Below are 26073 nucleotides of genomic sequence, written 5' to 3'. Positions count from 1 at the left end.
CCTCCTCCTAGACCTGGATCTGTCCGGCGAGTTGCTGGATGTGCACGATCACGAACTCCGCGGGTTTCAGCGGGGCGAAGCCCACGTGGATGTTCACGATGCCGCGGTCGATGTCGTTCTGCGGGTTGGTGTCCTTGTCGCACTTGACCAGGTAGGCCTCCTGGGGAGTCCGGCCCTGGAACGCTCCCGCGCGAAACAGCGAGTTCATGAAGGCACCGACGTTCAGCCGGACCGACGCCCACAGCGGTTCGTCGTTCGGCTCGAACACCACCCACTGCGTGCCCCGGAACAGGCTCTCCTCGATGAAGAGGGCCAGCCGGCGCACCGGGAGGTACTTCCACTCGTCCGCGAGCCGGTCGGAGCCGCGCAGGGTGCGGGCTCCCCAGGCGACCGGTCCGGCGGCCGGCAGACGCCGCAGGCAGTTCACCCCGACCGGGTTCAGCCGTCCGATCTCCAGGTCGGTCAGCGGCACTTCGAGATCACTGACCCCGCTCAACGAGGCGTCCGTACCGGCCGGCGCCTTCCAGACCCCCCGCTGGACGTCGGTCCGCGCCAGCACACCGGCCATGACACCGCACGGGGGGAAGGCACGGACGGCGCCTTCGCGCAGGGGGTCGGGCGAGAGGACGCGGGGGTAGTAGACGGCGGCGTTCTTGCCGGAGTCGCCTGTGTCGATGTCCGTCAGATGGTCCAGAACGGTGCCGACGGCGTTGGCATTGGAGCCACCGTTCGGCTGCTGGCCGGTCCACGTCGGGGGCGGGTCGACCAGGAGGATGGCCCGCCGTTCGACGCACAGTTTGAGTGCCGCGTCCCGTAGCAGCTTCGTGCTGCCGCCCTTGGCCTGCAACTGCTCGTCGAGCCAATGGGTATCGGGCAGGCACAGGATGTTGAAGATGTCCGTCTTCAACAACTGCTGCAGGCCCGTCTTGGCCGCCGGGTCTCCCAGGTAGGCGTTCGGATCCGTGGGACGTTCGTCCTGAGCGGTTCCAGGGTTGCCGCCCTCGGCCGGGGCGTAGCAGCACGGTTGCCCGTCCTCCGACTTGGCCGTGAACGGATCGGCACCCTCCTCCTTCGGCGTCAGGCTTGTCGGCGGCACCGCCGTGATGGGCGAGTCAGGGCCGACACGCACGAGCCGCGAGGACTCCAGGACGTGCTGCAGGCTGCGCGGGCTCTCGTGCTCGACGCTGACGTTGAGGTATCTCTCCTCGGCGCCGGTCTCCATGTCACGGACCGTCAGGTTGAACAGCTTGCGGTCCTCACCCTTCGGAATGGGCTGCGTGTCGTAGTCGACCCGGGCACGGAGGTTCCGCCCCCACCGTCCCGGGTATGCGGCGACGAGGCTGGGGACGCTGGTGGTGGCAGCCCCGCCCGAAGGTGTGGAGGCCGCAGTCGCCTTGCCGCCGCCGCTCGCTTCGGGTCCGCTCCGTGACGCCTTCTTCTTGTCGTCGGAGGCGGAGGCGGAGGCGGAGGCGGAGGCGGCGCCCTCCCCCGATCCCTCGGAGGCTTCGCCTCCCTCGCTGCCGGCCGCCGGAGCGGTCGGAGGCGACGGTCGGGCGGTGGGCTCCTTCGAGGACGGACTCGTCCCGAGTGGCAGGCGGACCAGATCGTCCGCGTCCTTCACCACCCTGACGATCTCCGCCTCGCTGCCACCGTTCAGATAGAACTGGTAGACCGCGTAGCTCATCGGGCAGTTCGACTGCAGCCCGCCGAAGACGGCCTCGTAGTCGGCCCAGCCGGTGATGTGCACGGGCCGGTCGGCCGGGCCGCGCGGCGCGTAGCCGACGAAGGCGGCGACCGAGGTCGCCACCCCCGTGATCGTCCTGACGGAACTCTTGACCTCGTCGATGTACACGCCCGGGTAGGTGGCGTTCACCGGCATGCCGGCCCCTTTCTCCATCCTGGACGCGCCTGTCCCGGCCGGGCCGGGCAATGTGCGGGCGGACCGGGGCCGCGGGCGCCGACCTGGGAGGACGCTGGTCGTGATCCTCGATCACCGTATACACACATGTCGTGACACGGCGCTCCGAGCGGGCACGGGCTGCATCGACCAGGTGATGAGACGACCTTCTGCCTGTCCTGTCAGCAGAGAGGCACGCCCGGCAGTTGTTTGTCGGGCGACCGGACGTAGATGTTGGTGATGTAGCCGCCGTACAGCGGCAGGTAGGCCCACCAGTCGTTGACGTACGGCGGCACCTCGACCCGCTGGCCCTGCTTCTGGCAGCGGGTGAGTCGCCGCATTGCCCGGTCGTCGTACGGGACGGTCTCGCGCATCTGCCGCCACTGCTGGGCCGGCAGCAGCCTCCCCGTCGCCAGCGCCTTGAAGAAGGCGTTCAGGTCGGACGGGGTGCTGACGACGAGGGTCATGAGGGGTTACAGGGCGCGGGCTACGAGCAGGGCGACGTCGTCGTGGTCGTCGGGGTGGCGCAGCCCGTAGAGCAGGAGGTCGCAGATCTCCTCCAGGGGCCGTTCGGGTTCGTCCAGGAAGTTGAGGAGGACGTCCAGGCGGTCGTCGATGGAGTGGTGCCGGGTCTCGACGAGGCCGTCCGTGTAGAGGACCAGCAGGTCGCCGGGGGCGAGGTCGGTGGTGGTGGTCTCGAAGGGGACGCCGCCGACGCCGAGCGGGGCGCCCGAGGGCAGGTCGAGCAGCCTGGGCGGGTGGCCGGGGCCGGCCAGCGCGGGCGGCATGTGCCCCGCGTTGGCCATGCGGCACCGCCGGGTACGGGGGTCGTACACGGCGTACAGGCACGTGACGATGTAGTGCTCCAGATCGCAGGTGATCTTGTCCAGGTGCTGGAGCACGGCGCCGGGATCGAGGTCCAGGTCCGCGTAGGCGCAGGTGGCGGTGCGCAGCCGGCCCATGGTGGCGGCGGCGTCGATGCCGTTGCCCATGACGTCCCCGACGACCAGCGCGGTCTTGTCGTCGGTCAGCGGGATGACGTCGTACCAGTCGCCGCCGACCTCGCTGGTGGCCTGCGCGGGCTGGTAGCGGGAGGCGAGGTCGAGGCCGGTCTGATGCGGCGCGTGGTCGGGCAGCAGACTCCGCTGGAGGGTGAGGGCGGTGTTGCGCACGCTCTGGAACCAGCGGGCGTTGTCGATGGCCACGGCCGCCCGGCCGGCCAGCTCGCCGGCGAGGACGACGTCGTCCTCGTCGAACGGCAGCGGGTTGCGGGTCCGCTTGAGGTCGAGCGCGCCGAGCACCTCGCCGTGGGCGATCAGCGGCACGGCGAGATACGAGTGGACCCCGGCGCGGGCCAGCAGCGAACCGCCCTCCGCGTCCCGGGCGATGCGGGGCAGGTCGTCGTCGCCGACGTGCCGCACCAGCACCGGCCGGCCGGTGTGCACGCACAGGGTGACCAGCCGGTCGCCGTCGTAGGCCGCGAGGTCGCCGGGCGGGTCGGCGGCGCGCAGCGCCACCGTGGGGTGGGCCGCCTTGAGCGCGAGGGCGCGGAACAGCTCCGGGCCGTCGTCCGGTCTGCGCGAGCGGCGGCAGGCCAGGGCGGAGTCGAGGACGTCGACGGCGACCACGTCGGCGAGCTGCGGGACGGCGATCTCGGCCAGCTCACGGGCGGTCTGGTCCACCTCCAGCGTGGTGCCGACGTGGGTGGAGGCCTCGGCGATGAGGGCGAGGCGGCGCCGGGCCCGGTCGGCCTCCGCGGCCGCGCGGTGCCGTTCGGTGACGTCGACGACCGAGATGGCCGCGCCCAGGACCCGCCCGCCGGGGTCCTCCAGCCGGTAGAAGGAGAGGGACCAGGCGTGCTCGTGGTCGGGGTCGGTGGGCGGCCTGCCCACGTGGTACTGGTCGAGCAGCGGGGTGCCGGTGGTGAGCACCTGACGCAGCGCGGACTCGATGGTGTCGACGTCGGGCAGCGGCAGGGTCTCCCGCAGCCGCCGGCCCACATGGTCCTCGGCGGGGATGCCGTCGATGCGCTCCAGCGCCGGGTTGACCAGGAGGTAGCGCAGGTCGGGGTCGAGGAGGGCGAGCCCGATCGGGGACTGGGTGATCAGCCGCTCGCACAGGGCGAGATCGGTCTCGACGCGCTGGAGGAGGGTGTGGTCGGCGGCGATGCCCAGCGCGTACACGTCCCCGTGATCGTCCTGGAGCCGCATGTTGCGGAACTCCATCAGCCGGCTGCTGCCGTCCCGGTGCCGGATGGGGAAGGTGCCCGCCCAGCTCCGGCCCGTCTCCAGCACCTCGGTGAACAGCCGCACCACGGCTTTCAGGTGTTCGGAGTGGATGAGGAGCCGCGCCGCGTACTTGCCGAGCGCCTCGTCGGCGGTGTACCCGAACAGATCCTCCGCCTGCGGGGTCCAGAACACGATGCGCCCGTCGGCGTCCAGGACCATCGCGGACACGCTCAGCACGTCCAGCAGACCGGTGGGTGCGGACGCCTCGGGCTGGTACGCGTCACCGGCGGACCGGACGGGTTCGGCTGTCATCGCGGATCCTCCTCCTGCCCTTCCATGCTCCCTCCCCCCAGGCGCACACGGAAGCGGAGCAGGCCGTGGTGGCCGTGGCTGCGGGTGGCCGCGCTCGACCCCGACTCCGGAGCGGCCTCGCTCGACGGGCTCGGTCGCGCCCGTCAGTTCCAGTCGGTCACGGTGAGCCGGATCCGCGCGTCGTCACCGAGGATCTTCTTGGTGGTGGCGGGCAGCCTGATGCCGGCGACCCATGTGCCGGCCTCGGGGTCCTCGTCGGCGAGGACCGAGCCGGTCTGCACGTAATCGCTGATGGGGCCCTTGATGGCGGAGTTCCAGGTGGCCCGGAGGGCGGGAGATCCGTTCTCGTTGCCGACGTCGACGACGAGAATGTCGTCGAAGTCCGCCGTCTGCTCGATGTGGTCGTGGAAATCCAGGAAACCGTTGTCCTGTTTGTGCAGGGACAGGATCCGCAGATGAAGCGCGTACCGCATGGAGCCGGAGCCGTTGGCACTGGCCAGTTTCTCGCACAGGAACGTGTGCGCCAGCGGGACCGCCCCGTCGGAGTCCGCGCCGTCCTCCCCGGAAACGCTCTCCGTGGGAACGCGCTCGGTCCCGTTCTGCAGTTGGATCGGACACCACTGGGCGCTCTTGCGCTCATGCATCACGATCTGCAGACCGCGCACCGACAGTCCGACCTCCGCCTGCCAGGCCGTGTCCTTGCGCAGCGGAATCTGGTGGTCGACGAGGTCGGCCACCACCTCGAGGTCGCCGAACAGGAAGCGCCGCAGATTCTGGTAGCCCTCCTCGGAGTTGACGAGCCCGTAGCGTCCGCTGTGGCTGCGGTGCACATAGGCCCGATGGGCGCCGGGGACGTACGCGTTGTCGATCTGCACCAGGCCGTCACTGCGCGGCCCGACCACGGCGGACGAGAGCCCGAACGCCACGTCGTAGTCGGCCGGATCCGTGCCGACCAGGCAGAACACCTGGTCGAGGGGGAAGGCGGACGACGGGTCGCCGGAGGTCATCGAGCGTGGATCCCAGTCCTTCTTCGGCTTCTGCTTGGCGGTCGCGCCCGGCGTCAGGTACTGGAACATCCGCTCCTGGCCGAAGATCTCGGCGCCGTTGATGCCGATCGCGTCCCGCAGCCTCTCCAGCATGCCGAAGCCGAAGTCGAACGTGATGCCCCCGTGCGGGGTGCCGTAGGTGAAGAGCTTGGCGACGACGTCGGTGGGCTTGCGCCCGGCCTCCGGAAGGATTTTCTGGAGCAGACAACGGCAGATCAGGCCACCCATGGAATGAGCGACCAGATAGACGCGATCGGCCCCCGACTTCTTCGTGACCTTTTCGATGAGCGTGAGCAGGTCGGCCGCGGCGTCCTCCATACGGAATTCCTTGGGATTTCCTCCCCAGGTACTCGCCGACGGATCGTAGAAACGGTGTATCCAGATGGTGTTCGCCGGAATATTGGACTGGGTGTCCAAGTAGACTTCCTGGCTGCCCTCGACGAGGATCTGGTATTCCTCGTCCATGTGCAGGCGCAGCAGCGGGCTTTCGAACTGGTAGAAGTCCGGTTCGTCGTCCGGTCCGACACGGATGTGCGTGGAGCCCTCGTTGAATCCGTAGAACGGATCCGACACGGCGTTGTTGACGGCCGACTGGCCACCGGCGAATCCTCGGACGTAAATGATGGGGAGTTTCGGGGAATTGGCCATGGGGGTCCCGCCCGGGTCAGCATTCACCGACGTCCGGAAGCCAGGCGAACGGGGTGAACGGGATGGAGTCGTGGTGTCGTGGTCGCCGCGGCCCAAGGTACGCAACCGCCGTCAGCGCGGCGTCATTCCGTCGTCATCGCGTCGTCACCGGCCCCGGGCCGACGGAGTTGCAGGGCGTGCGCAGGGGGCCGAAACTGAGGGAAGAGGGAGGCCTCCTCGACGGACGGCACGCCCCGGCGTAGCACCACACTGTGAGCGAGGCGATCGCGTTGGTGTCCTCTCCTCCCCGGTTGCGGTTGCTCGGCCAGTTCCGGCTGGAGATCGGTACCGAGACCGTCGAACTGTGCCGCAACGGCCAGCGGCTCCTGGCGTTCCTGGGACTGCGCGGCCGGGTGTGCCGAACGGTCCTCGCCGGCACGCTGTGGCCCGAGGTCACCGAGGAGCACGCCAGGGGCAGCCTGCGCACCACCCTGTGGAAACTGCCGCGCGGGGATACGCCGTTGATCGGGGCCTGCGGAGACTCACTGCTGGTCGCTCCGGCCCTGCGGGTGGACGTCCACACCCTCACACGGACGGCGCTCGGCGTAGTCCAGGGCTGCGGCCCGCCGCTCCACGCCAGGCCGCCGCTGGGACTTCTGGTCGGCGAGGACCTGCTGCCGGGCTGGGACGAGGACTGGATCCTGATGGAGCGTGAACGCCTGCGGCAACTGCGGCTGCACGCGCTCGACGCACTGGCCGAGGCCCTGGTCCGGCAGGGGCGACCGGCTCTCGCGATGGAGGCGGCGTGGGCGGGCGTACGCGCCGAGCCCCTGCGGGAGAGCGCGCACCGGGCCGTCGTGGCGGCGCATCTCGCCGAGGGCAACGTCAGCGAAGCGGTGCGCCACTACGACGCGTTCCGCCGGTTGCTGAACGAGGAACTGGGCGTCGAGCCCTCACCCCGGTTCGCCCGCATGCTCCCCGAGCGGCTACCGGCAAGGACGACGCCACCGGGCTGGGGCACGGGCCGGGACGACCTCCGGGCCTGGCCGGGGTGACGCTCCCCGGCACGCCATCCGCGCCGAGACGAACTGACCGCCCTGGAAGAGTTCGACCTCTCCGGGACGGGGCTGACCGGCCTGCCGGAGGCCATCGGACGGCTGCGCGAGCTGCGCGTGCTGAACATCTCCGGCAACGAGTTCACGGCGCTGCCCGAGCAACTCGGCGACCTGCCCCGCCTGGAGACCCTCCGCGCGGCCGGACTGTCCTGCGCCCTCCCCGACGCCGTCGCCCGGCTGAGCACCCTGCGCGAACTGGATCTGTCGAACCTGCAACCGGGCGAGTAGAATCTGCGCGACCCTTCCTGAGACGTGCAACGCGGCTACGGCTCTGTCGAATACGGCTCTGTCGAACGGGGCTGGGTCTTCGGGATCCGGTTCGTGAAGAACAGTGCGAGGAGGGCGGCGAAGGCGAGGATGGCGAGTGCGGCGCGCAGACCGTCGATCCTGGCGTCGGCGTTCGCGTCGAGCGCCGCCTCGGTCACCTCGTCGCTCGTGCCCGCTTCGGCGAGGGCGGACTTGAGCTGGGCGTCCGACAAGAACGGCACGCCGCTTTGGAGTTCGACGCTCGCCCGGCTCTTGACCTCGGCCGGGATCGCCGGGTTCTGGTCCACGCCGGTGAGGAAGGACGTCGTCAGCGCGGCGATCATGATCGACCCGGCGAGTGCCGTACCGATCGAGGCCCCGAGGTTGGTCACGGCGTTCTGGACGCCGCCGACCTCCGCGCTCTGTGCTTCCGGCACCGCGGACACGGTGACCGACCCGAGCTGGGACGCCAGCGCGCCCATGCCGAGCCCGATCAGCAGGAGCGGGATCGTGACGATCTCCGCGCCGGCGTCCGCGTCGAGCGCGGCCATCAGGACCACCGCGCCCGCGAGCAGCGCGAGGACACCGAGCCGCACCACCCGCCGCGGCGAGACGTCCGGGAAGAAGCGGGGGATCAGGACGGCGGCCGCCAGCAGCGTCACGGAGAGCGGCAGGATGCGGGCACCCGTCTTGAGCGCGGACAGGCCCAGGGCCACCGACAGATAGAGCGGCACGACGAAGAACACGCCCATCTGGACGAGGTACTGGAAGAAGAACATCGTCAGTCCGCCGGTGAGCTGCTTGTTGTGCAGCATGGCCGGGTCGACGAGCGGCTCCGCGCGCCGCTTCACCATGCGGGCCTCCCAGCGCAGGAAGAGCCAGACCAGTAGCAGACCGGCCAGCATCAGCCATACGACCAGCGAGATCCCGAGCCACGAGGGCGCGTCGGGCTTCGGCTTGAACCAGCCCCATTCGTCCGAGCGGAGCACTCCGTAGACGAAGATCCCGAGCCCCAGCGCGGACAGCGCGGCGCCGACGAGATCGATGCGCGGGCGGGCCCCGATCGGCGCGTCGGCGATGCGGCCGGCGAGCACCAGGATGCCGGCCACCATCACGACCTCACCGGCGAACACCCACCGCCAGGAGAAGTACGTCGTCGCGACACCCCCGATGAGCGGCCCGACGGCGATCGCCACGGCCCCCGCGGCCGCGACGAGGCCGTAGGCGGCGGGACGGCGTTCAGTGGCGAAGTTGCTCGCCACGAGCGCCACGATCGCGGGCAGGATGAGGGCCGCCCCGATGCCCTCGAGGAACGCCCAGCCGAGCAGCAGCACGGGGAGGTTCGGCGCGAGCGCCGTGGTGAGGGAGCCGCAGCCGTAGATGACGCAGCCGATCATGAACGCGCGTCTGCGGCCGATCAGCGCCCCGACCTTGCCGCCGGGGATCATGAACATGGCCATCACCAGGGTGTAGGCCGTGATGGCGCCCTGGATGCCCGTGACGGTCGTGCCCACGTCCTCGGCCACCGTCGCGATCGAGACGTTCATGACCGAGCTGTCGAGCGCCATCAGGAACTGACCGGCCGCGAGTGCCAGCAGCACGACGCGCGTCGTCGCCGAACTCTCGCCGGTGCCTGCTTTGGGTGTCATGCGGCGAATCGTCCCAGCCGCCCGGGACGGTACGATCCGCGACCCGCCACGGAGGTCGACCGGTTGGTGGACCGAGGCCGTAGGTTTCCGGGTCAGTCCGCCGGCAGTTCCTCCGCGGGCAGGCGGCCCGCGCGTACGGCGTCGACCAGGGCCTGGTGGTCACGCTCGTTCTGGTCGGCGTACGCCTCGGCGAAGGTGGCCAGCGCCCGGTCGAACGAGTCGCCCCGGCCCAGGTACGAGGCGATCGCGATGCGGTCGCCGGACCGCGCGTGCGCACGGGCCAGCGTGACCCCGCACAGTTCACCGAAGGCCCGCATGCCCACAGGCCGCATGTTCTCCGGCTCGGCGATGCCCTTCCAGTCGCGCAACTGGCGGACGTAGAAGTCGCGTTGCTTGCCGTCGAAGCCGTCCACCCGCTCCCAGCCGAGGAAGATGTCGCTCGTGGCCTGCATCAGCCGCTGGCCCGACACCACCCGCTCGCCCTGGTTGCGGTAGCGGCTCGCGCCGACGTGTGCGGCGAGTACGGAGGTGTCGGCCTCCTTGGCCTGGAGGAACAGGGGGTCCTGGTCGTCCCGGCCGAGCAGGAGGAAGATCCAGCACCGGGTGCCGACGCTGCCGACGCCGACCACCTTGCGGGCGACGTCCGCCAGGCGGTAGTCCTCCAGGAGGGTGCGCCGGTCGGAGGTGAGCGTGGTGCGGTACCGGTCGACGAGACCGCGGAACTGGCGCTCCAGGGCGCTGCGTTCGAGGTCCGGCAGCAGGTCGCCGGCCGGGACGAGCAGCGGGGGGTCCGCCGCGATCCTGGGCTGGCCGTCGACCGTCTCGGTGAGCTTGTCGAAGGCCTGCAGACTGTCGCGGGTGCGGGCCTTGGCCATGGTGCGGGCCAGGTTCTTCTGACCGCGGTGGTGCAGCCGGCCCTCGGCCAGGGACTGCAGGAGATCCGCGTCGATCTTCGCGTACCAGACGTCGAGGCTGCGCATCCCCGCGAAGCGGATCATCGCCTCGCGGTAGGCGCGGCCCGTGCCGCTGACGATGCGGGCGCGCTCGGCGTCGTCGAAGCCGTTCGCCCGGCCCGCGATCACGAGACTCGTCGTCAGCCGCTTGACGTCCCACTCCCAGGGGCCCGGCAGCGTCTCGTCGAAGTCGTTGATGTCGAACATCAACTGCCGCTCCGGCGAGGCGAGCAGCCGGAAGTTCAGCAGGTGCGCGTCCCCGCACAGTTGGGCCGTGAGTCCCGAGCGCGGGGTGCCGGCCAGGTCGGACGCCATGATCGCGGCGGCGCCCCGGTAGAAACGGAACGGGGACTCCATCATCCGGCCGTAGCGGATCGGCACGAGCTCGGGCACCCGCGCCGCCGACTGCGCCTCGAGGATCCCCAGCGGGTCCGGCCGGTCGGCAGCCGGCCGGTACACGGCGTGGCCCGAGCGCGGCGATGCGCGCCGCGCCGCCTTGCCGAGAGCCGTGCGTTCCTCGGGCGTGGTGTGGGGCGCGGCGCGCAGCGCCGTGGTCGCGTTCTGGGACTGGGACATCGAAGACCCTCCTGCCTGGTCCGGCGGCCATAGGGCCTGGTCGGCCTGGTCCGGCGGCCGTGGGGACGCCCGGCACAGGGCGCCTCGGACAGAAGGGCGGCTCCGTGGCGGGTGGGTGGCTGCCGTCAGCCCTGAGCCTGGACCTCGGCATCGGCGACGGCGATGGCGATGCCCAGTGCCGTGGCGATGTTGCCCGCCGCCGTCATGACGCGGGCGGTGCCCACGATCGGCGCTACGGCGACCAGGACGTCCTGCAACTGCTCGGCGGTCAGGCCGCTCCTGAGCGCGGGGTCGATATGCGCCAGGTAGGAGACGGGCGGGGCGTCCGAGGCGGCGAGCGCCGCGATACGCGTGAGGATGAGCAGATCCGGGGCCAGCCCGCAGCGCTCGACGGAGTCGACCGTCATGGCGGCGAGGGTGTCCAGGACAGGGGTTTCCGATGCGGTGGACATGATGCGTGCCTTCCCTGGGAGTTTCCGGGCCCGGGGATGTCCCTCAACCCTAGAACGCATCCGTACCTCGCGCATGAGGAGGCCCGAGGCGCGAGGTACGGGGAGCAAGGCCGAGGGGTGAGGTACGAGGCCCGTGCCCTCCGGCGGAGCGCCGTACGGCCGGGCCGGACTGCCCGCCCGGGCCCATCGGCGCGCTCGCCGTCGCGGTGGCCGCGCGCGCCGGCGCCGCCGAGATCGTGGCCGTCGACCTGCACGCGAAGCCGCTCGAGATCGCCACCGCCGTCGGCGCGACGCGCACGCTGCACGCCGGTGACGCCGAAGGCATCGCCGCCGTGGACGCCGACGTGGTGATCGAGTCCTCCGGCAACCACCGCGGTCTCGCCTCCGCCATCGCCGGCGCCACCCGGGGCGCAACCGTGGTCATGGTCGGACTGCTGCCGGGCGGCGACCAGCCCGTGCCGATCGCGCACGCCATCACCCGGGAACTGCGCCTGGTCGGCTCGTTCCGGTTCAACGACGAGATCGACCACGTCATCGCGGCCATGGCCGACGGAACCCTGGCCGTCGGCCCGGTCGTCACCCACACCTTCGAACTCGACGACGCACTGAAGGCCTTCACCGTCGCCGCCGACGCCTCGGTCTCGGGCAAAGTACTCCTCACGTTCTGATACAGAGTCACTGATACAAGTCACTGATACAGACTGAGCGACTGACCGACCGACTGAACTGATCGAAAGAGGTCCCTGGATGAACACCAGCGCAGTGGCGAACATCGGCGTCGTCGGGCTGGCGGTGATGGGGTCGAACCTGGCGCGCAACCTCGCCTCCCGCGAGGGCAACACCGTCGCCGTCTACAACCGCACCCACGCCCGTACCGAAGAACTCGTCGACGGGCACCCCGAGGCGGGCTTCGTCGCCGCCGCGTCGATCGACGAGTTCGTCGCGTCACTGGCCAGGCCGCGTACCGCGATCATCATGGTGCAGGCGGGAGCGGGCACGGACGCGGTCATCGACCAGCTCGCCGAGCGCTTCGAGCCCGGCGACATCATCGTCGACGGCGGCAACGCGAACTTCCAGGACACCATCGCCCGTGAGCAGCGGATGGCCCCCACCGGCATCCACTTCGCCGGCGTCGGCATCTCCGGCGGCGAGGAGGGAGCGCTCAACGGCCCGTCGATCATGCCGGGCGGCTCCGCCGAGTCCTACGAGACCCTCGGGCCGATCCTCGCGTCGATCGCCGCGGTCGCCGAGGGCGAGCCCTGCGTCACGCACGTGGGCACCGACGGCGCCGGCCACTTCGTCAAGATGATCCACAACGGCATCGAGTACGCCGACATGCAGTTGATCGGCGAGGCCTACGACCTGCTGCGGACGGTGGGCGGGCTCCAGCCGCAGGCCATCGCCGACACCTTCGCCGAGTGGAACAAGGGCCCGCTCGAGTCCTACCTCATCGAGATCACCGCGGAGATCCTGCGCCAGGTCGACGCCACGACCGGACAGCCGTTCGTGGACGTCGTCCTGGACCAGGCCGGCTCCAAGGGCACCGGCGTGTGGACCGTGCAGAACGCCCTCGACCTCGGCATCCCGGTGGGCGGCATCGCCGAAGCGGTGTTCGCCCGCGCCGTCTCCTCGAAGCCGGCGCAGCGGGCGGCGGTGCGACGGCTGGTCACGTCCCGCCCGGACGTACAGAAGGTGGACTCCGCCTCCGGCTTCGCGGAGGACGTCGCCAAGGCCCTCTACGCCTCGAAGGTCGTCGCCTACGCGCAGGGCTTCGACGCCATCATCGCCGGCGCCGAGAAGTACGGCTGGGACATCCACAAGGACGCCATCGCCAAGATCTGGCGCGGCGGCTGCATCATCCGCGCCCGCTTCCTCAACCGCATCGCGGAGGCGTACACCGAGAATCCGGACATCGCGACGCTGCTCGAAGCCCCGTACTTCGCGCAGGCCGTCGCCGAGGGAGAGGCCGCCTGGCGTCGCATCGTCGCCACCGCCGCACTCTCCGGGGTGCCGGTCCCGGGCTTCAGCTCCGCACTGAGCTACTACGACTCGCTGGCCGCCGAGCGGCTCCCCGCCGCGCTCATCCAGGGGCAACGCGACTTCTTCGGCGCCCACACCTACCGGCGCACGGACAAGGAGGGCACGTTCCACACCCTGTGGTCCGGCGACCGCACCGAGACCGAGACGGAGGGCTCCAGCCACTGACCGAAGAGAAACGGCCACTGACTGAAGAGACCGGCCACTGCCCCCTCGCAGTGTCGGCCTCCAGCCGACTGCGCGAGGCCTGACCCGCCGCAACCAGGAACACCAGGGCCACCAGGAACACCACGACCGCCAGGGCCACCCGGGGAGACTCCGGGTGGCCCTTGTTGTCGGACCGGGAGCCGCTGAACTCTCTGGGTTCAGCTCGCTGAGGCCGCCTCGTCCGGTGCGAGGTCGAGACCGGCCGCTACACCCCGGTCGTCGAGACGACCGCCAACCTGCTGCGCCTGGCCTGATCTTCGTGGTGCTGGTCCGTCAGCGGTGGGGTGGGGCTCGGTGTCACGGGTTCCGGGGACCGGCAGGTCGGGACTTATTCGAAACGCGGTGCGCGCCTAGCGTGGGATTCACCCAGCAGGTGAATTGGAGCCGCGCGTCAGAAAAGGCGTGACGGTCGAGGGAGTCGTCTTGGCCACTCACGTTCCGGTCGTTCCGGGAGAACCGTCCACAGAATTGTCCGCGGAGCCTGCCGTCGCCCTTTTCCGGGCCTCGCGAGCGCAGCAGCGGATGTATTTCCTCCAGGAGATGGAGGGGAGCAGGCCCACCTACCACATGCCGGTCTTCTGCGCGTTCGACGCCGACGTGGACGCCGACCTGATGCGGGTCTGCGCGCAGCGACTGCTCGACCGGCACGAGGCGCTGCGCACCCGGTTCGCCCTGGCTGACGGGGAGTTGACGCAGTACGTGGACGCCTCCGCGCCGCTCGACTGGTCGGTGAAGACGGCGGAGACGGCGGAGACGGCGGACGACGACGGCGCCGAGGGCGTGCGGCGGTGGATGGACGCGCAGTACCGGCGGCCCTTCGACCTCGCCGCCGGGCCCCTGTTCCGGGCCGCCCTGCTGCGCCGCCCGCAAGGCGCCGTGCTGGCGCTCGGGATGCATCACATCGTCGGCGACGGATGGTCCGCGGGGATTCTGCTGCGGGAACTCCTCGGTGAATACGCCGCCGGAGCGGGTGATGGGGAGCGTGTTCGCGTCGAGGAACCGGAATTCCATTACGCCGATTTCTCCGAATGGCAGGAGGAATGGCTGCGCGGTCCGGCCGCCGAGCGGCAGCTCGCCTACTGGGCCCGGCAGTTGGGTGGTGAGCTGCCCCCCTGCGCGATCCCCGCCGACCACCGGCCGGCGGCCACGCCCGGACCCGCAGCCCCCGCAGGCCCCGCGCCGCGTGCTGCCGCCACGTACGAGGTCTCTCTGCCGGACGCCGTGCTCGGGCGGCTCGACCAGGTCTGCCGGGACACCGGCAGCACCCGCTTCATGGCGATGCTCGCCGCCCTCCAGGTCGTGCTCGGCCGCTACTCCGGCAGCGAGGACGTCCTCATCGGCACCCCCGTGGCCGGCCGGAACCGCAAGGAGTTCGCGGACACGGTCGGCCTGTTCGTCAACACCCTCGTGATCCGTTCGGACCTCGCCGCGGACCCCCGGTTCCGCGAACACGTGACCGGGGTGCGGGACACCGTCGCGGACGCCCAGGACCACCAGGACCTGCCGTTCGAGCGGATCGTCGAGCACCTCAACCCCGGGCGCACCACCGAGCGGGCCCCGTTCTTCGACGTACTCGTCGGCTTCCACGACGAGGACGCCACCACGACGGAGCTGCCCGGCCCCCGCATCCGGCTGCTCGAAGGACCCGCCGACACCGCCAAGTTCGACCTGACCTTCGACATCGTGCAGTCCGGGGGTGGCGTGCGCCTCCGTCTGGAGTACCGGGCCGACCTCTACCAGGCCGCCACGATCGAGCGGTTCACCCGGCACTATCTGCGGCTGCTCGACGCCGCCGTCAGCGGGCCGCACCTGCCGCTGTCCGCGCTGCCGATGCTCTCGGACGACGAGCAACTGCCCCTGACGTCCGCGCCCGTGCCCGCCGCGGCCGTCGCCGGCCCCGCGCCCTGCGCCCACGAGGTGTTCGCCGAGCACGCCGCCCGCACACCCGACGCCGTCGCCGTCACCGACGGCGAGCGCCGTCTCGGCTACGGCGAGCTCGACCGCCGTGCCAACCAGGTCGCCCACCGGCTGCGCGTCCTCGGTGTCGGTCCCGGCACCCTCGTCGGCCTGTGCGTCCCCCGCTCCGCCGAACTGGTCGTCGGCCTGCTGGGCATCCTCAAGGCGGGCGGCGCGTATCTGCCCCTCGACCCCGACAACCCGCCGGAGCGCCTGCGCCACATCGTCGGCGACGCCGGCCTCGGCCACGTCGTCGGCACCACCGCGACCCGCCCGCTGTGGGACGCCCCGGACCTGTGCGCCGTCGACCTGGAGGCCGACGCGGCCGAGCTGGACGGGCTGCCGGGCACCGCCCCCGACAGCGGTGTCACCCCCGACGACCTCGCCTACGCCATCTACACCTCCGGCTCCACGGGACGCCCCAAGGGCACTCTGGTGCCGCACCGCAACATCACCCGGCTGTTCTCCGCGACGGACCACTGGTTCGGCTTCGGCGCCGACGACGTCTGGACCCTCTTCCACTCCATCGCCTTCGACTTCTCCGTGTGGGAGCTGTGGGGCGCCCTGCTGCACGGCGGCAGGCTCGTCGTCGTGCCGTACGCCACCAGCCGGTCCCCGGAGGAGTTCCACCGGCTGCTGCGCGACGAGGGGGTGACCGTTCTCAACCAGACGCCGTCGGCCTTCCACCAACTCGACCGCGTGGACGAACAGTTCCCCGACCGTGGTGGACTCGCTCTGCGCCAGGTGGTGTTCGGCGGCGAGGCGCTGGACGTCGGCGCGCTGCGCGGCTGGTTCCGGCGGCACGGCGACGCGTCGCCCCGCCTGGTGAACATGTACGGCATCACCGAGACCACCGTGCACGTCACCTACCGTCCGCTGACCGCTCGCGACGCCGAGGAAGGACGCGGCAGCGTCATCGGCGTGCCCATCCCCGACCTGCGGCTGCACCTGCTGGACGGCCGGGGCAGGGCGGTGCCGCAGGGCGCCGTGGGCGAGCTGTACGTCGCCGGGGCCGGTCTGGCGCGCGGCTACCTCAACCGCCCGGAGCTGACCGCCGAACGCTTCCCCACGCTCGCCTCGGGGGAGCGGCTGTACCGGACCGGCGACCTCGCCCGGCTGCGCGCGGACGGCGAATTAGAGTACCTCGGCCGCATCGACGACCAGGTCAAACTGCGGGGCTTCCGCATCGAGCTGGGTGAGATCGAGGCGGCCCTCACCGCCCACGCCGGGATCGGCGCCGCCGTCGCCCGCGTGGTCCCGGACGCCGCCGGGAACCCGCTCCTGACCGGGTACGTCGTGCCGGCCGCGGAGGCCGCCCCGGACGGCGCGGCCCCCCTCTCCGTCGACGTGCTGCGCGCGCACCTCGCCGCCCGGCTGCCCGGCTACATGATCCCCGGCGCGTTCGTCACCCTGCCGGCGTTCCCCCTCACCGCCAACGGCAAGGTCGACCGGCGCGCCCTGCCGGCCCCCGGCGCCGAGGGGGCGGCGGTCCTGGGGTCCGTCGCCGCCCACGAGCCGGCGTGCGGGCCGGTCGAGACGGCGCTCGCCGAGATCTGGCAGGAGGTGCTCGGGCACGAGCGGATCGGCGCGCTCGACAACTACTTCGCCCTCGGCGGCGACTCCATCCGCTCGCTCCAGGTGCTCGCCCGCGCCCGCGACCGCGGACTGCGCTTCGCCGTCGCCGACCTGATGCGGCACCAGACCGTCCGGGGTCTCGCCGGGGCGGTCGTCCGGGACACGGACGCGGACACGCCGTCCGACGCGCCGTCGTACCGGCCCTTCTCGCTGCTGGGCGACGCGGACCGAGCGGCGCTGCCCGCCGGTCTGGAGGACGCCTACCCGATGACACGGCTCCAGGCCGGGATGCTCTTCCACAGCGACCTGCCCGCGGGGGCCGGCCGGGCGTACCACAACGTCGCCTCCTACCACGTCGAGGCGCCCTGGTCCGAGCGGGCCTGGCGGCGGACGGTCGCCGAGGCCGGGGCCCGGCACGAGATGCTGCGCACCTCCTTCGACCCGCACGGATTCGGCGAGCCCCTCCAGCTCGTCCACCGCGACGCCCGCCCCCACATCACCTTCGAGGACCTGCGCGGGTTGGACGAGACCGCGCGGGAAGCGGCCGTCGCCGCACGCTACGAGGCCGAGCGCGCCCGCCCGTTCGCGTGGGACGAGGCGCCGCTGATCCGCTTCCACGTGCAGCGCCGCACCGACACGGCCTTCCAGCTGTTCGTCGCCGAGCACCACGCGGTCATGGACGGCTGGAGCGAGCGCTCCCTCCTCACCGAACTCGCCTCCCGCTACGTCCGGCTCTGCGCCGGCGAGGACGACGCCACGCCGCCCGCCCCCGCGCCCCGGTCCCGTTTCGCCTCCTTCGTCGCACTGGAGCGCGCCGCGCTCGCCGACCCCGCCCAGCGGGACTTCTGGAACGCGGTGACCGAGGGCGCCCCCGTGACCCGTCTGCCGCGCAGCGCCACGGCCGGCGGACCGCCCCGGATGACCTGGCACCACGCACCGCTGCCCGCCGGGCTCCACCAGCGGCTGTCCGCGCTCGCCGCCGAACTCGGCGTGCCGTTGCGCATCGTCCTGCTCGCCGCCCACGCGCGGGTCATGGCCCTGATGGGCGGCGGCGACGAGATCACCACCGGCGTGGTGCTCAACGGCCGTACGGAGGAGGCCGACGGCGACAAGGTCGTCGGCGCGTTCCTCAACACCCTGCCCTTCCGCCTCGCCCTCACCCGGGAGAGCTGGCGGGACCTCGTGCGCCGCGTCGCCGACCTCGACCTGCGCGTGCACGACCACCGGCGCTACCCGCTCGCCGAGGTCGTGCGCCGCAACGGCGGGGCCCCGCCGTTCGAGACCTTCTTCAACTACACCCACTTCCACGTCGAGCGGGGCAGGCCGTCCGGCGAGGCGTTCACCGTCCTGGAGGAGACCGGGGAGGCCGCCACGGACGTCGCGTTCGGCGCGGAGTTCTCCCGTACCCCCGACGGCCGCCTCCTCGAACTCGGCCTGCGCTACGACGCGGCGCGGTTCACCGCCGAGCGGATCGCCGCGGTGCACGCCTCCTACACGGCGGCGCTGCGGGCCCTCGCCGACGCGCCCGACCAGGACTGCTCCGTGTCCGACCTGGTCCCGCCGGAGGACCGCCGTCGCCACGCCGCGTGGAACGACACCGCGAAGCACTACGAAGCACCGCACATGCTGACCGAGTTGATCGACCGTCAGATACGCCGGACGCCGGACGCGACGGCGGTCCGCTTCGACGGCGCGGGGCTCGGCTACCGGCAGCTCGACGAGAAGGCCGAACGCCTCGCCGCCCGTCTGCGGGCCCTCGGGGCACGCCCGGGCACCTTCGTGGGCCTGCTGATGGACCGGTCCCTCATGCTGCCGGTGGTCCTGCTCGCGGTGCTCAAGTCCGGTGCCGCGTACGTGCCGCTGGACCCCGAGCACCCTGAGGCGCGCACCCGGGGGCTGCTCGCGGAGGCCGGCATCCGCCTGGTCGTCGCGGACGGCCACCGGGCGGGAGCCCTGCGGGAGACCGGACCGGACAGCCCCGCCGACGCCGCCGACGCCGCCGACGCCCCCGGCGTCACCGTCGTCGTCGTGGACGAGCCGTGGCCGGACACGGGAGCCGAGTCCGCCCCCGCCCCCGCCCCCGCCCCCGTAGCCGGTCCCGACGACCCCGCCTACATGATCTTCACCTCGGGCTCGACGGGCACGCCCAAGGGCGTGGTGGTCTCCCACCGCGCCATCGCCAACCGGCTGCTGTGGATGCAGGACGCCTACGGGCTCGCCCCCGGCGAACGCGTCCTGCACAAGACGCCCTACACGTTCGACGTGTCGGTGTGGGAGCTGTTCTGGCCCCTGCTCACCGGCGCCACGCTCGTCCTCGCCCGGCCCGGCGGCCAGCGCGACCCCGCCTACCTGGCCGCTCTCGTCGAGGAGGAGGGCGTCAGCACCGTGCACTTCGTGCCGTCGATGCTCGGCGTCTTCCTCGACGACCCCCTCGCGGTACGGCTCGCCGCCGGTCTCACCCGCGTCGTGTGCAGCGGCGAGGCCCTGCCCCACGACGTGCAGACCCGCTTCTTCGACCTGCTGCCGGACGTCGAACTGCACAACCTGTACGGCCCGACCGAGGCGGCCGTCGACGTCACCGTGTGGCGGTGCCGGCCCGACGCCGGGGACACCGTGCCGATCGGCCGGCCCATCGCCAACATGCGCACCCACGTCCTGGACACGCGCCTGTCCGAGGTGCCGACGGGCGTCACCGGCGAGCTGTTCCTCGAAGGCGTCGGACTGGCCCTCGGCTACCACGGGCGCCCGGACCTGACCGCCGAGCGGTTCGTCGAGCACACCGGCCCCGACGGCGTCACCCGCCGCCTCTACCGCACCGGCGACCTCGCCCGGCACCGGGCGGACGGCGCCCTCGAGTACGCGGGGCGCACCGACCACCAGATGAAGATCCGCGGCTTCAGGGTCGAGCCCGGAGAGATCGAGGCCGTCCTCGCCGAGCACCCCTCGGTCGGCGCCTGCGCGGTCCTGCTGCGCGGCGAACGCCTGACCGCCTACCTGGTCGCCACCGGCGACGGCGCGGCGGACGAGGCCGCGACCGGTGCGGAACTGGACACCTACGCCCGTACCCGGCTCCCGGGCCACATGGTGCCCTCGGCGTGGGTGCTGCTCGACGCGCTGCCCCTCACCCGCAACGGCAAGCTCGACCGGGCGGCGCTGCCCGCCCCGGACCCGGCGCACACGCTCCGCCCGAACCCGTCCCGGCCGCCCCGCGGCGCGACCGAGACCCGTCTCGCCCGCATCTGGGAGCGCCTCCTCGGCACCGGACCGGTCGGCGCCCACGACGACTTCTTCGCCGCGGGCGGGCACTCGATCGACGCCCTGCGCCTCATCGGCCGGATCAACGACGCCTTCGGCGAACGCCTGTCGGTGTCCACCGTGATGGAGCATCCCACCGTGGCCCGGCAGGCTCGGGCCCTGCACGCCGGGCGAGGGCCCGAGCTGCCGGACACCGTCGTGCGCATCCGGCCGGACGGCGACCGGGACCCGCTCTTCCTCGTCCACCCCGTCGGCGGCAACGTCCTCTGCTACCGCGCGCTCGCGACGGCGCTGCGACCGGGGCGGCCGGTCTACGGTCTGACAGCCCCGGGTCTGACGGCCGCGGGCATGACAGCCCCGGACGACACCGCCCCCGCTTCCGTGCCGGAACTCGCCGCCGCCCACGTCGCCGCCCTGCGCGGGGCCCGGCCCCACGGCCCGTACCACCTGGCCGGCTGGTCCCTCGGCGGGCTGCTCGCCTACGAGATGGCCCACCAACTGCGGGCCGACGGCGAGGAGGTGGCGACCCTCACCCTGCTCGACAGCGCCTACCCCGGAACCACGGACGTGCCCGCCGACGAGACCGCCCTGCTGGAGTGGTTCCACGACGACCTGGCCCGGTCGGCCGGGGCGGACCCCGACGACATCGCGCGAGGCGCCCTGCGCGCCGCGCTGCTCGTGGCCGCTGACACCCCCGCCCGGCTGCGGGCCGTCGCCGCCGGGCTCGCCGCGGACGGCTCCGCACCGGCCTTCGAGGACAGCGAACTGGCCCGCCACTACGCCGTCTTCCGCACCGGACTGCTGGCCGCCGCCCGATACCGGCCGCCCGTGGCCACCGGCCCCGTGCACTTCCACCAGAGCACCACCGGCGCCGTCCTGCACGCCGCCGACCGGTGGGCCCGCCGGGTGCCGGACGGCCTCGTGCGGCACGACAGCGACGCCGATCACTACGCACTGGTGCGGGCCCCCCGGGTGACGGCCGTCGCCGCCGCCCTCGACGCCGCCCTCGACCCGGCCGCCCCGGTGTCCGGGAACCGCCCTCGGTGATCCCGGACGCCGCACCGGCCGCCCCTTCCCGCGCACCACGACCACCCCACACCACGGAACGGACACCATCACAGTGACGAGCCAGCCCCCGGCGCCCGCCGCCGAACTCAGCGGCCGCATCCGCGGCGGGCCGAGCGACCTGCTGCACGACGAAGTGCTCGCCCCGCAGTTCCGGTTCGAGGTCCGCCACCTGCTGGGCCACTACCTCGCCATCGAGAAGACCCTGGCGGCCGAGTACGCCCGCATGGGCCTGCTCAGCGCGGCCGAGGCCCGCTCCGTCGCCGACCTCCTGGACGAGGCGGGCCCCGAGACCCTCACCGCCCGGCCCGACGCCAACATGTCGGACATAGCCTTCGCCCTCGAACGCCACGTCGAGGCCGGGCTGCCGGCACCGGTCGCGCGCTGGCACGTCGACCGCAGCCGCAACGACCTCCAGGCCTGCGCGCAGGCGATGTTCGGCCGCGACCAGGTCGCACGGCTCGCCACCGCCCTGCTGGACCTGTGCTCCGTCGTCCTCGAACGCGCCGAGGAGAACCGCGAGCTGCCCATGCCCGGCTACACGCACTTCCAGGCCGCGCAGATCATCACCCCCGGCTTCCACCTCGCCGCCCTCGCCGAGCAGTTGCTGCACACCCAGCGGCGGCTGCTGCACACCTACGACGGGATGAACGCCTGCCCGCTCGGCGCCGGGGCGATGGCCGGACAGGAACTGCCCTGGAACCGCACCCGGATGGCCCGCATGCTGGGCTTCGACCGCCCGCAGCCCAACGCCCTCACCGCGGTCGCCTCCCGCCGCTGGAGCGCCGAGGCCACCGCCGAACTCAGCCTGCTCGGCGCCGCCCTGAGCCGCTTCGCCACCGACCTGCTCACCTGGGGCGGCAGCGAGTACGGCTTCATCGAACTGCCCGACGAGCTGTCCGGCATCTCCTCGGCGATGCCGCAGAAGAAGAACTACCCCGTCCTGGAACGGATCCGGGGCCGCACCGCCCACCTGACCGCCTTCCACGCCGACGTCCTGCTCGGCCAGCGCAACACCCCCTTCTGCAACCTGGTGGAGGTCTCCAAGGAGGCCGGCACGCACGTCCTGGCCGCGTTCGACTCGGCGCACGGCACGGTCCGGCTGCTCACCGAGGTGATGCGCCGCGTCGGCTTCCGCGCCGACCGCATGCGCGCGGTGTGCGAGCGCGAGTACCTGGGCGGCTTCAGCCTCGCCAACGCCCTCACCCTCACCGAGGGCGTGCCGTGGCGGACCGCGCAGGTCGTCGCCGGGAAGTACATCGTGAGCGCCGCCGGGGCCGGGGCGCCGCCCCACCCCGGCGAGCCGGACCTGCTGACCCGGGCCGCCGCCGAGCACGCGCTGACCCTCGCCGACCCGGCGGGACTGCTCGCCGACGCCTTCGACGTGGACCGCGGCCTCGACCGCCTGGTCTCCGACGGCTCGGCCCGCCCCGACGCCGTACGGGAGGCGCTGCGCGCCCAGCGGGACGCCCACGAGGAGCTGCGCGCCGCCTGGGAGCGGCGGTCCGAGGCCGTTCGCGCGGGTACGGCCGAGACGGCCCGCGCACTGGAACCGGCACCCCGGGAACCGGTCGGCGCGGGATCCGGCCGCCGGCCGCGGGCGGGGGAGCGCTGATGCCTCCGGCCTCGCTGAGCGGCCTGGCCGCCCCCGCCCCCGCCGTGGCGCCGCGCACCGGGACCGGGCACGCCTTCGGCACCTTCGGCGAGCTGCTCCAGGGCGCCCTGCCCGCCCCCGACAGCGACTTCCTGGTCACCTTCCCGCTCGCCCGCTGGGCCACCGCCGTCTTCCGTCCCGCCCCCGAGGAGAGGGCGGTGCGGGTCGTGCCCGGGCACAAGGGCAAGTCCCGGCGCGTCGCCGAAGCCGTCCTGGCCGCGCTCGGCGAGACCGGCGGCGGACTGCTGGAACTCGGCGGCGACCTGCCCGAGGGCAAAGGCATGGCCAGCTCCTCCGCCGACCTCGTCGCCACCGTGCGGGCCGTCGGCGCCGCCTTCGGGCGGACGTTCACCCCGGCGCAGACCGAGGCGTTCCTGCGCGGCGTCGAACCGGCCGACGGCGTGATGTACGACGAGATCGTCTGCTTCCACCACCGGGCCGTACGGCTCCGCCGCAGACTCGGCACGCTGCCCCCGCTCGCCCTCGTGGCCCACGACGAGGGCGGACAGGTCGACACCGTCGCCCACAACCGGACCGCGAAGGCCATCGGGACCGCCGAACGGCACGAGTACGCCCGGCTCCTGGACCGGCTGACCGGCGCCGTCGCCACGGGCGACCTGCCCGCCGTCGGCGAGGCCGCCACCCGCAGCGCGGAACTCAACGGCCGCAGGCGCGCCCGCGCCGGGTTCGCCGAACTGCGCGCGCTGTGCCGCGAGGTCGACGGCCACGGCCTGGTCCTCGCCCACAGCGGCACCCTGCTCGGCGTCCTCCTCGACGCCCAGGACCCCGAACTCGACGGCAAGGCGGAGCACATCCGGGCCGGCTGCGCCCCGCTCGGCGGCGAGGTGTCCGTCCACCGCGCCCTGGGCGCCGGGGACGACTGGGCCCCCGGCCCGCACCCGGCGACACAGGCCGCCGCCCCCACCACCCACCGACTGGAGATCTGAGCATGCTGTTCGACACGCTGACCGACGCGATCGGCCGCACGCCGCTCGTCCGGCTGCGCCTCGGCGCGGAACGCGGGGTGGAGGTCTACGCCAAGCTGGAGCTCCAGAACCTGTTCGCGATGAAGGACCGGGTCGCCCGCAACATCGTCCTGGAGGCCAGACGGCTCGGCATCCTGCGCCCCGACGCCCCCGTGGTGGAGAGCTCCTCCGGCACCATGGCGCTCGGCGTCGCCCTCGTCGGCCGCTCCCTCGGTCACGAGGTGCACATCGTCACCGACCCGCGCATCGACCCCGTCACACTGGCCAAACTGCGCGCCCTGGGCTGCCGTGTGCACGTCGTCGACGCGATGACCAGCCACGGCTGGCAGTCCGCCCGGCTGGAACGCCTCGCGGAACTGATGGAAGAACTGCCCGGCGCCTTCTGGCCCCAGCAGTACACCAACCCCGACAACCCCGGCGCCTACCGCGACCTCGCGCGTGAACTCCTCGACGACCTCGGCCACATCGACGCCCTCGTCGGCGCCGTCGGCAGCGGCGGCTCGCTGTGCGGGACCGGCCGGGCGCTGCGCGAGACCCTGCCCGCCGTGCGCGTCGTCGGCGTCGACTGCGTCGGCAGCGCCCTGTTCGGTCAGCCCGACGTGCCGCAGCGGCTGCAGAGCGGCCTCGGCAACAGCCTGCTGCCGAAGAACCTCGACCGCTCCCTCGTGGACGAGGTCCACTGGCTCAACGACCACGAGGCGTTCGCCGCCACCCGCGAACTCGCCCGCGAACAGCAGATCTTCGGCGGCAACACCTCCGGCTCCGTGTACCGCGTCCTCGGCGACCTGGCCCGGCGGGCCGAGCGCGGCTCCCGCATCGTCGGCATCCTGCCCGACCGGGGCGACCGCTACGCCGACACCGTCTACAGCGACGAGCACTGGGACGACCACGGCCTGCGCGCGCTGCCGGCCGCCGGCCGGCCGGCCGTCGTACCCGCCGGGACCGCCGTCGCGACCTGGTCCCGGCAGTCCTACCGCACCCCCGCCGACCTGCGCCGCCACCTCGTCTTCGTCGAGTCCAACACCACCGGCACCGGCATGCTCGCCCTCGACCTCGCGCGAGACCGGCTCGGGGCCGCGCCCGTCCTGCTGACCGGCGACCCCGGCCGCTACCGGGGACTGGAGGCCACCGGAGCCGAGGTGATCCGCTGCGACACCAACTCCGACGCCGCGCTGCGGGCCGCGGTCCAGGACCGCTTCCGCCGCGAGGAGATCGCCGGGATCACCACCACCAGCGACTTCTACGTCCCCGCCGCCGCAAGGCTGGCCCGCTGGCTCGGCCTGCCCGGCAACCCGCCCGAGGCGGTGACCGCCTGCCGCGACAAGGCGGCCCTGCGCGCGCTGCTGGACCGCGCCGGCGTGCCCCAGCCCCGGTACGCGGTGGTGCGCGCGCCCGGCGAGGTCGCCGCGGCCGTCGCCCGGACCGGGCTGCCGTGCGTGGTCAAGCCCGCCGACGACTCGGGCTCGGTCAACGTCCTGCTCTGCGCCGACGAGGCGGAGGCCGTCGCCCAGACCGAGCGGATCCTCGCCGTCACCACCAACGCCCGGGGGATGCCGACCGCGCGGACCGTCCTCGTCGAGGAGTACCTGGACGGCCCCGAGTACAGCGTGGAGATGTTCAGCCGGGACGACCAGGTGGAATGCGTCGGCATCACCGCCAAGTCCGTGACCGGCTCACCCCACTTCGTGGAGCACCGCCACCTCTTCCCCGCACCGCTCCCGGCCGGTACGGCGCAGCACGTCACCGAGACGGTGACGGCCGCCCTGGACGCGGCCGGCATCCGGCTCGGCGCCACCCACACCGAGGTGAAGCTGACCGCCGGGGGACCGGCCGTGGTCGAGATCAACCCGCGCCCCGCGGGCGGCATGATCCCCGAACTCGTCCGGCTGGCCTGCGGCGTCGACCTGCTCGAACAGCAGCTCAAGGCCGCGATCGGCCTGGCGCCCGACCTCAAACCCCTCCACGGGGCCCACGCGGGCATCCAGTTCCTGCTCGCCGACGCCGACGGGGTCCTCGACGCCGTGGACGGCGTACCGCAGGCGGCGGCCGTGGACGGCGTCGAGGCGGTCACCGTCACCGCCGCGCCCGGCGCCGTGATCCGGCGCGCGCGCAGCGCGGGCGACCGGATCGGGCACGTCATCGCGTGCCGTCCGGGCCCCGAGGAGGTGACGGCGGCGCTGGACGAGGCACGGGCCCTGATCCGGCTCACCGTCGACGACCACCGCCCCGCCCGCTGA

General features: G+C 72.6%; 15 protein-coding genes. 8 read left to right on the top strand and 7 right to left on the bottom strand.

The genetic code is table 11. The features are described 5' to 3' along the window. Nucleotides 1-7 precede the first annotated feature (7 nt). The 4 genes from OG352_RS04050 to OG352_RS04035 form a co-directional block, all read right to left on the bottom strand. Nucleotides 8-1879, bottom strand: coding sequence for a phage tail sheath family protein (locus tag OG352_RS04050; protein WP_329214393.1), 1872 nt, complete (start codon nt 1877-1879; stop codon nt 8-10). 200 nt (nt 1880-2079) lie between these two features. Further along, nucleotides 2080-2364, bottom strand: coding sequence for a hypothetical protein (locus OG352_RS04045; protein WP_329224181.1), 285 nt, complete (start codon nt 2362-2364; stop codon nt 2080-2082). Nucleotides 2365-2370: 6 nt separating this feature from the next. Further along, nucleotides 2371-4437, bottom strand: coding sequence for a SpoIIE family protein phosphatase (locus OG352_RS04040; RefSeq protein ID WP_329214391.1), 2067 nt, complete (start codon nt 4435-4437; stop codon nt 2371-2373). Between the two features lie 143 nt (nt 4438-4580). Beyond that, entirely contained in the window at nt 4581-6131 is a 1551-nt protein-coding gene (locus tag OG352_RS04035; RefSeq protein WP_329214389.1) for an alpha/beta fold hydrolase, read from the bottom strand. A gap of 251 nt (nt 6132-6382) precedes the next feature. Between OG352_RS04035 and OG352_RS04030 the strand changes: the two genes are divergently transcribed. Both OG352_RS04030 and OG352_RS04025 read left to right on the top strand, forming a co-directional pair. Then, nucleotides 6383-7165 (top strand): AfsR/SARP family transcriptional regulator, encoded by a 783-nt coding sequence (locus OG352_RS04030; protein ID WP_329214387.1) that lies wholly within the window; start codon nt 6383-6385, stop codon nt 7163-7165. Between the two features lie 33 nt (nt 7166-7198). Continuing rightward, entirely contained in the window at nt 7199-7453 is a 255-nt protein-coding gene (locus OG352_RS04025) for a leucine-rich repeat domain-containing protein (RefSeq protein ID WP_329223704.1), read from the top strand. A gap of 35 nt (nt 7454-7488) precedes the next feature. On the opposite strand, the gene OG352_RS04020 is transcribed toward OG352_RS04025, so the two are convergent. The 3 genes from OG352_RS04020 to OG352_RS04010 form a co-directional block, all read right to left on the bottom strand. Continuing rightward, nucleotides 7489-9120 carry an MFS transporter gene (locus OG352_RS04020; RefSeq protein ID WP_329214385.1) on the bottom strand — a complete coding sequence of 544 codons (1632 nt, stop codon included), beginning with the start codon at nt 9118-9120 and terminating at the stop codon, nt 7489-7491. Nucleotides 9121-9212: 92 nt separating this feature from the next. Continuing rightward, nucleotides 9213-10649 (bottom strand): DUF2252 domain-containing protein, encoded by a 1437-nt coding sequence (locus OG352_RS04015; protein ID WP_329214383.1) that lies wholly within the window; start codon nt 10647-10649, stop codon nt 9213-9215. 125 nt (nt 10650-10774) lie between these two features. Next, complete coding sequence (locus OG352_RS04010; protein ID WP_329214381.1) at nt 10775-11101, bottom strand: carboxymuconolactone decarboxylase family protein; 327 nt, start codon at nt 11099-11101, stop codon at nt 10775-10777. 185 nt (nt 11102-11286) lie between these two features. Here OG352_RS04010 and OG352_RS04005 point away from each other — a divergent pair, with 185 nt between their 5' ends. The 6 genes from OG352_RS04005 to OG352_RS03980 all read left to right on the top strand — a co-directional run bounded on the left by OG352_RS04005 (nt 11287) and on the right by OG352_RS03980 (nt 26073). Continuing rightward, nucleotides 11287-11769, top strand: coding sequence for a zinc-binding dehydrogenase (locus OG352_RS04005; RefSeq protein WP_329223703.1), 483 nt, complete (start codon nt 11287-11289; stop codon nt 11767-11769). 79 nt (nt 11770-11848) lie between these two features. Continuing rightward, nucleotides 11849-13306, top strand: a complete 1458-nt coding sequence (gene gndA / locus OG352_RS04000) for an NADP-dependent phosphogluconate dehydrogenase (RefSeq protein WP_329214379.1) — start codon at nt 11849-11851, stop codon at nt 13304-13306. Between the two features lie 441 nt (nt 13307-13747). Further along, nucleotides 13748-21178 (top strand): non-ribosomal peptide synthetase, encoded by a 7431-nt coding sequence (locus OG352_RS03995; RefSeq protein ID WP_329214377.1) that lies wholly within the window; start codon nt 13748-13750, stop codon nt 21176-21178. A gap of 73 nt (nt 21179-21251) precedes the next feature. Beyond that, nucleotides 21252-22811, top strand: a complete 1560-nt coding sequence (locus OG352_RS03990) for an argininosuccinate lyase (protein ID WP_329214375.1) — start codon at nt 21252-21254, stop codon at nt 22809-22811. Then, a complete protein-coding gene (locus OG352_RS03985) occupies nt 22811-23797 on the top strand; it encodes a GHMP family kinase ATP-binding protein (RefSeq protein WP_329214373.1) in 987 nt (328 codons plus the stop codon). Before OG352_RS03990 ends, OG352_RS03985 begins: the two co-directional genes overlap by 1 nt. Before the next feature lie 2 nt (nt 23798-23799). Further along, complete coding sequence (locus OG352_RS03980) at nt 23800-26073, top strand: pyridoxal-phosphate dependent enzyme (protein ID WP_329214371.1); 2274 nt, start codon at nt 23800-23802, stop codon at nt 26071-26073.

The sequence above is a fragment of the Streptomyces sp. NBC_01485 genome, assembly GCF_036227125.1.
GTDB lineage: Bacteria > Actinomycetota > Actinomycetes > Streptomycetales > Streptomycetaceae > Streptomyces.
The sequence above is the reverse complement of the archived record's forward strand: the minus strand, read 5'-3'. Positions and strand labels throughout refer to the sequence as shown.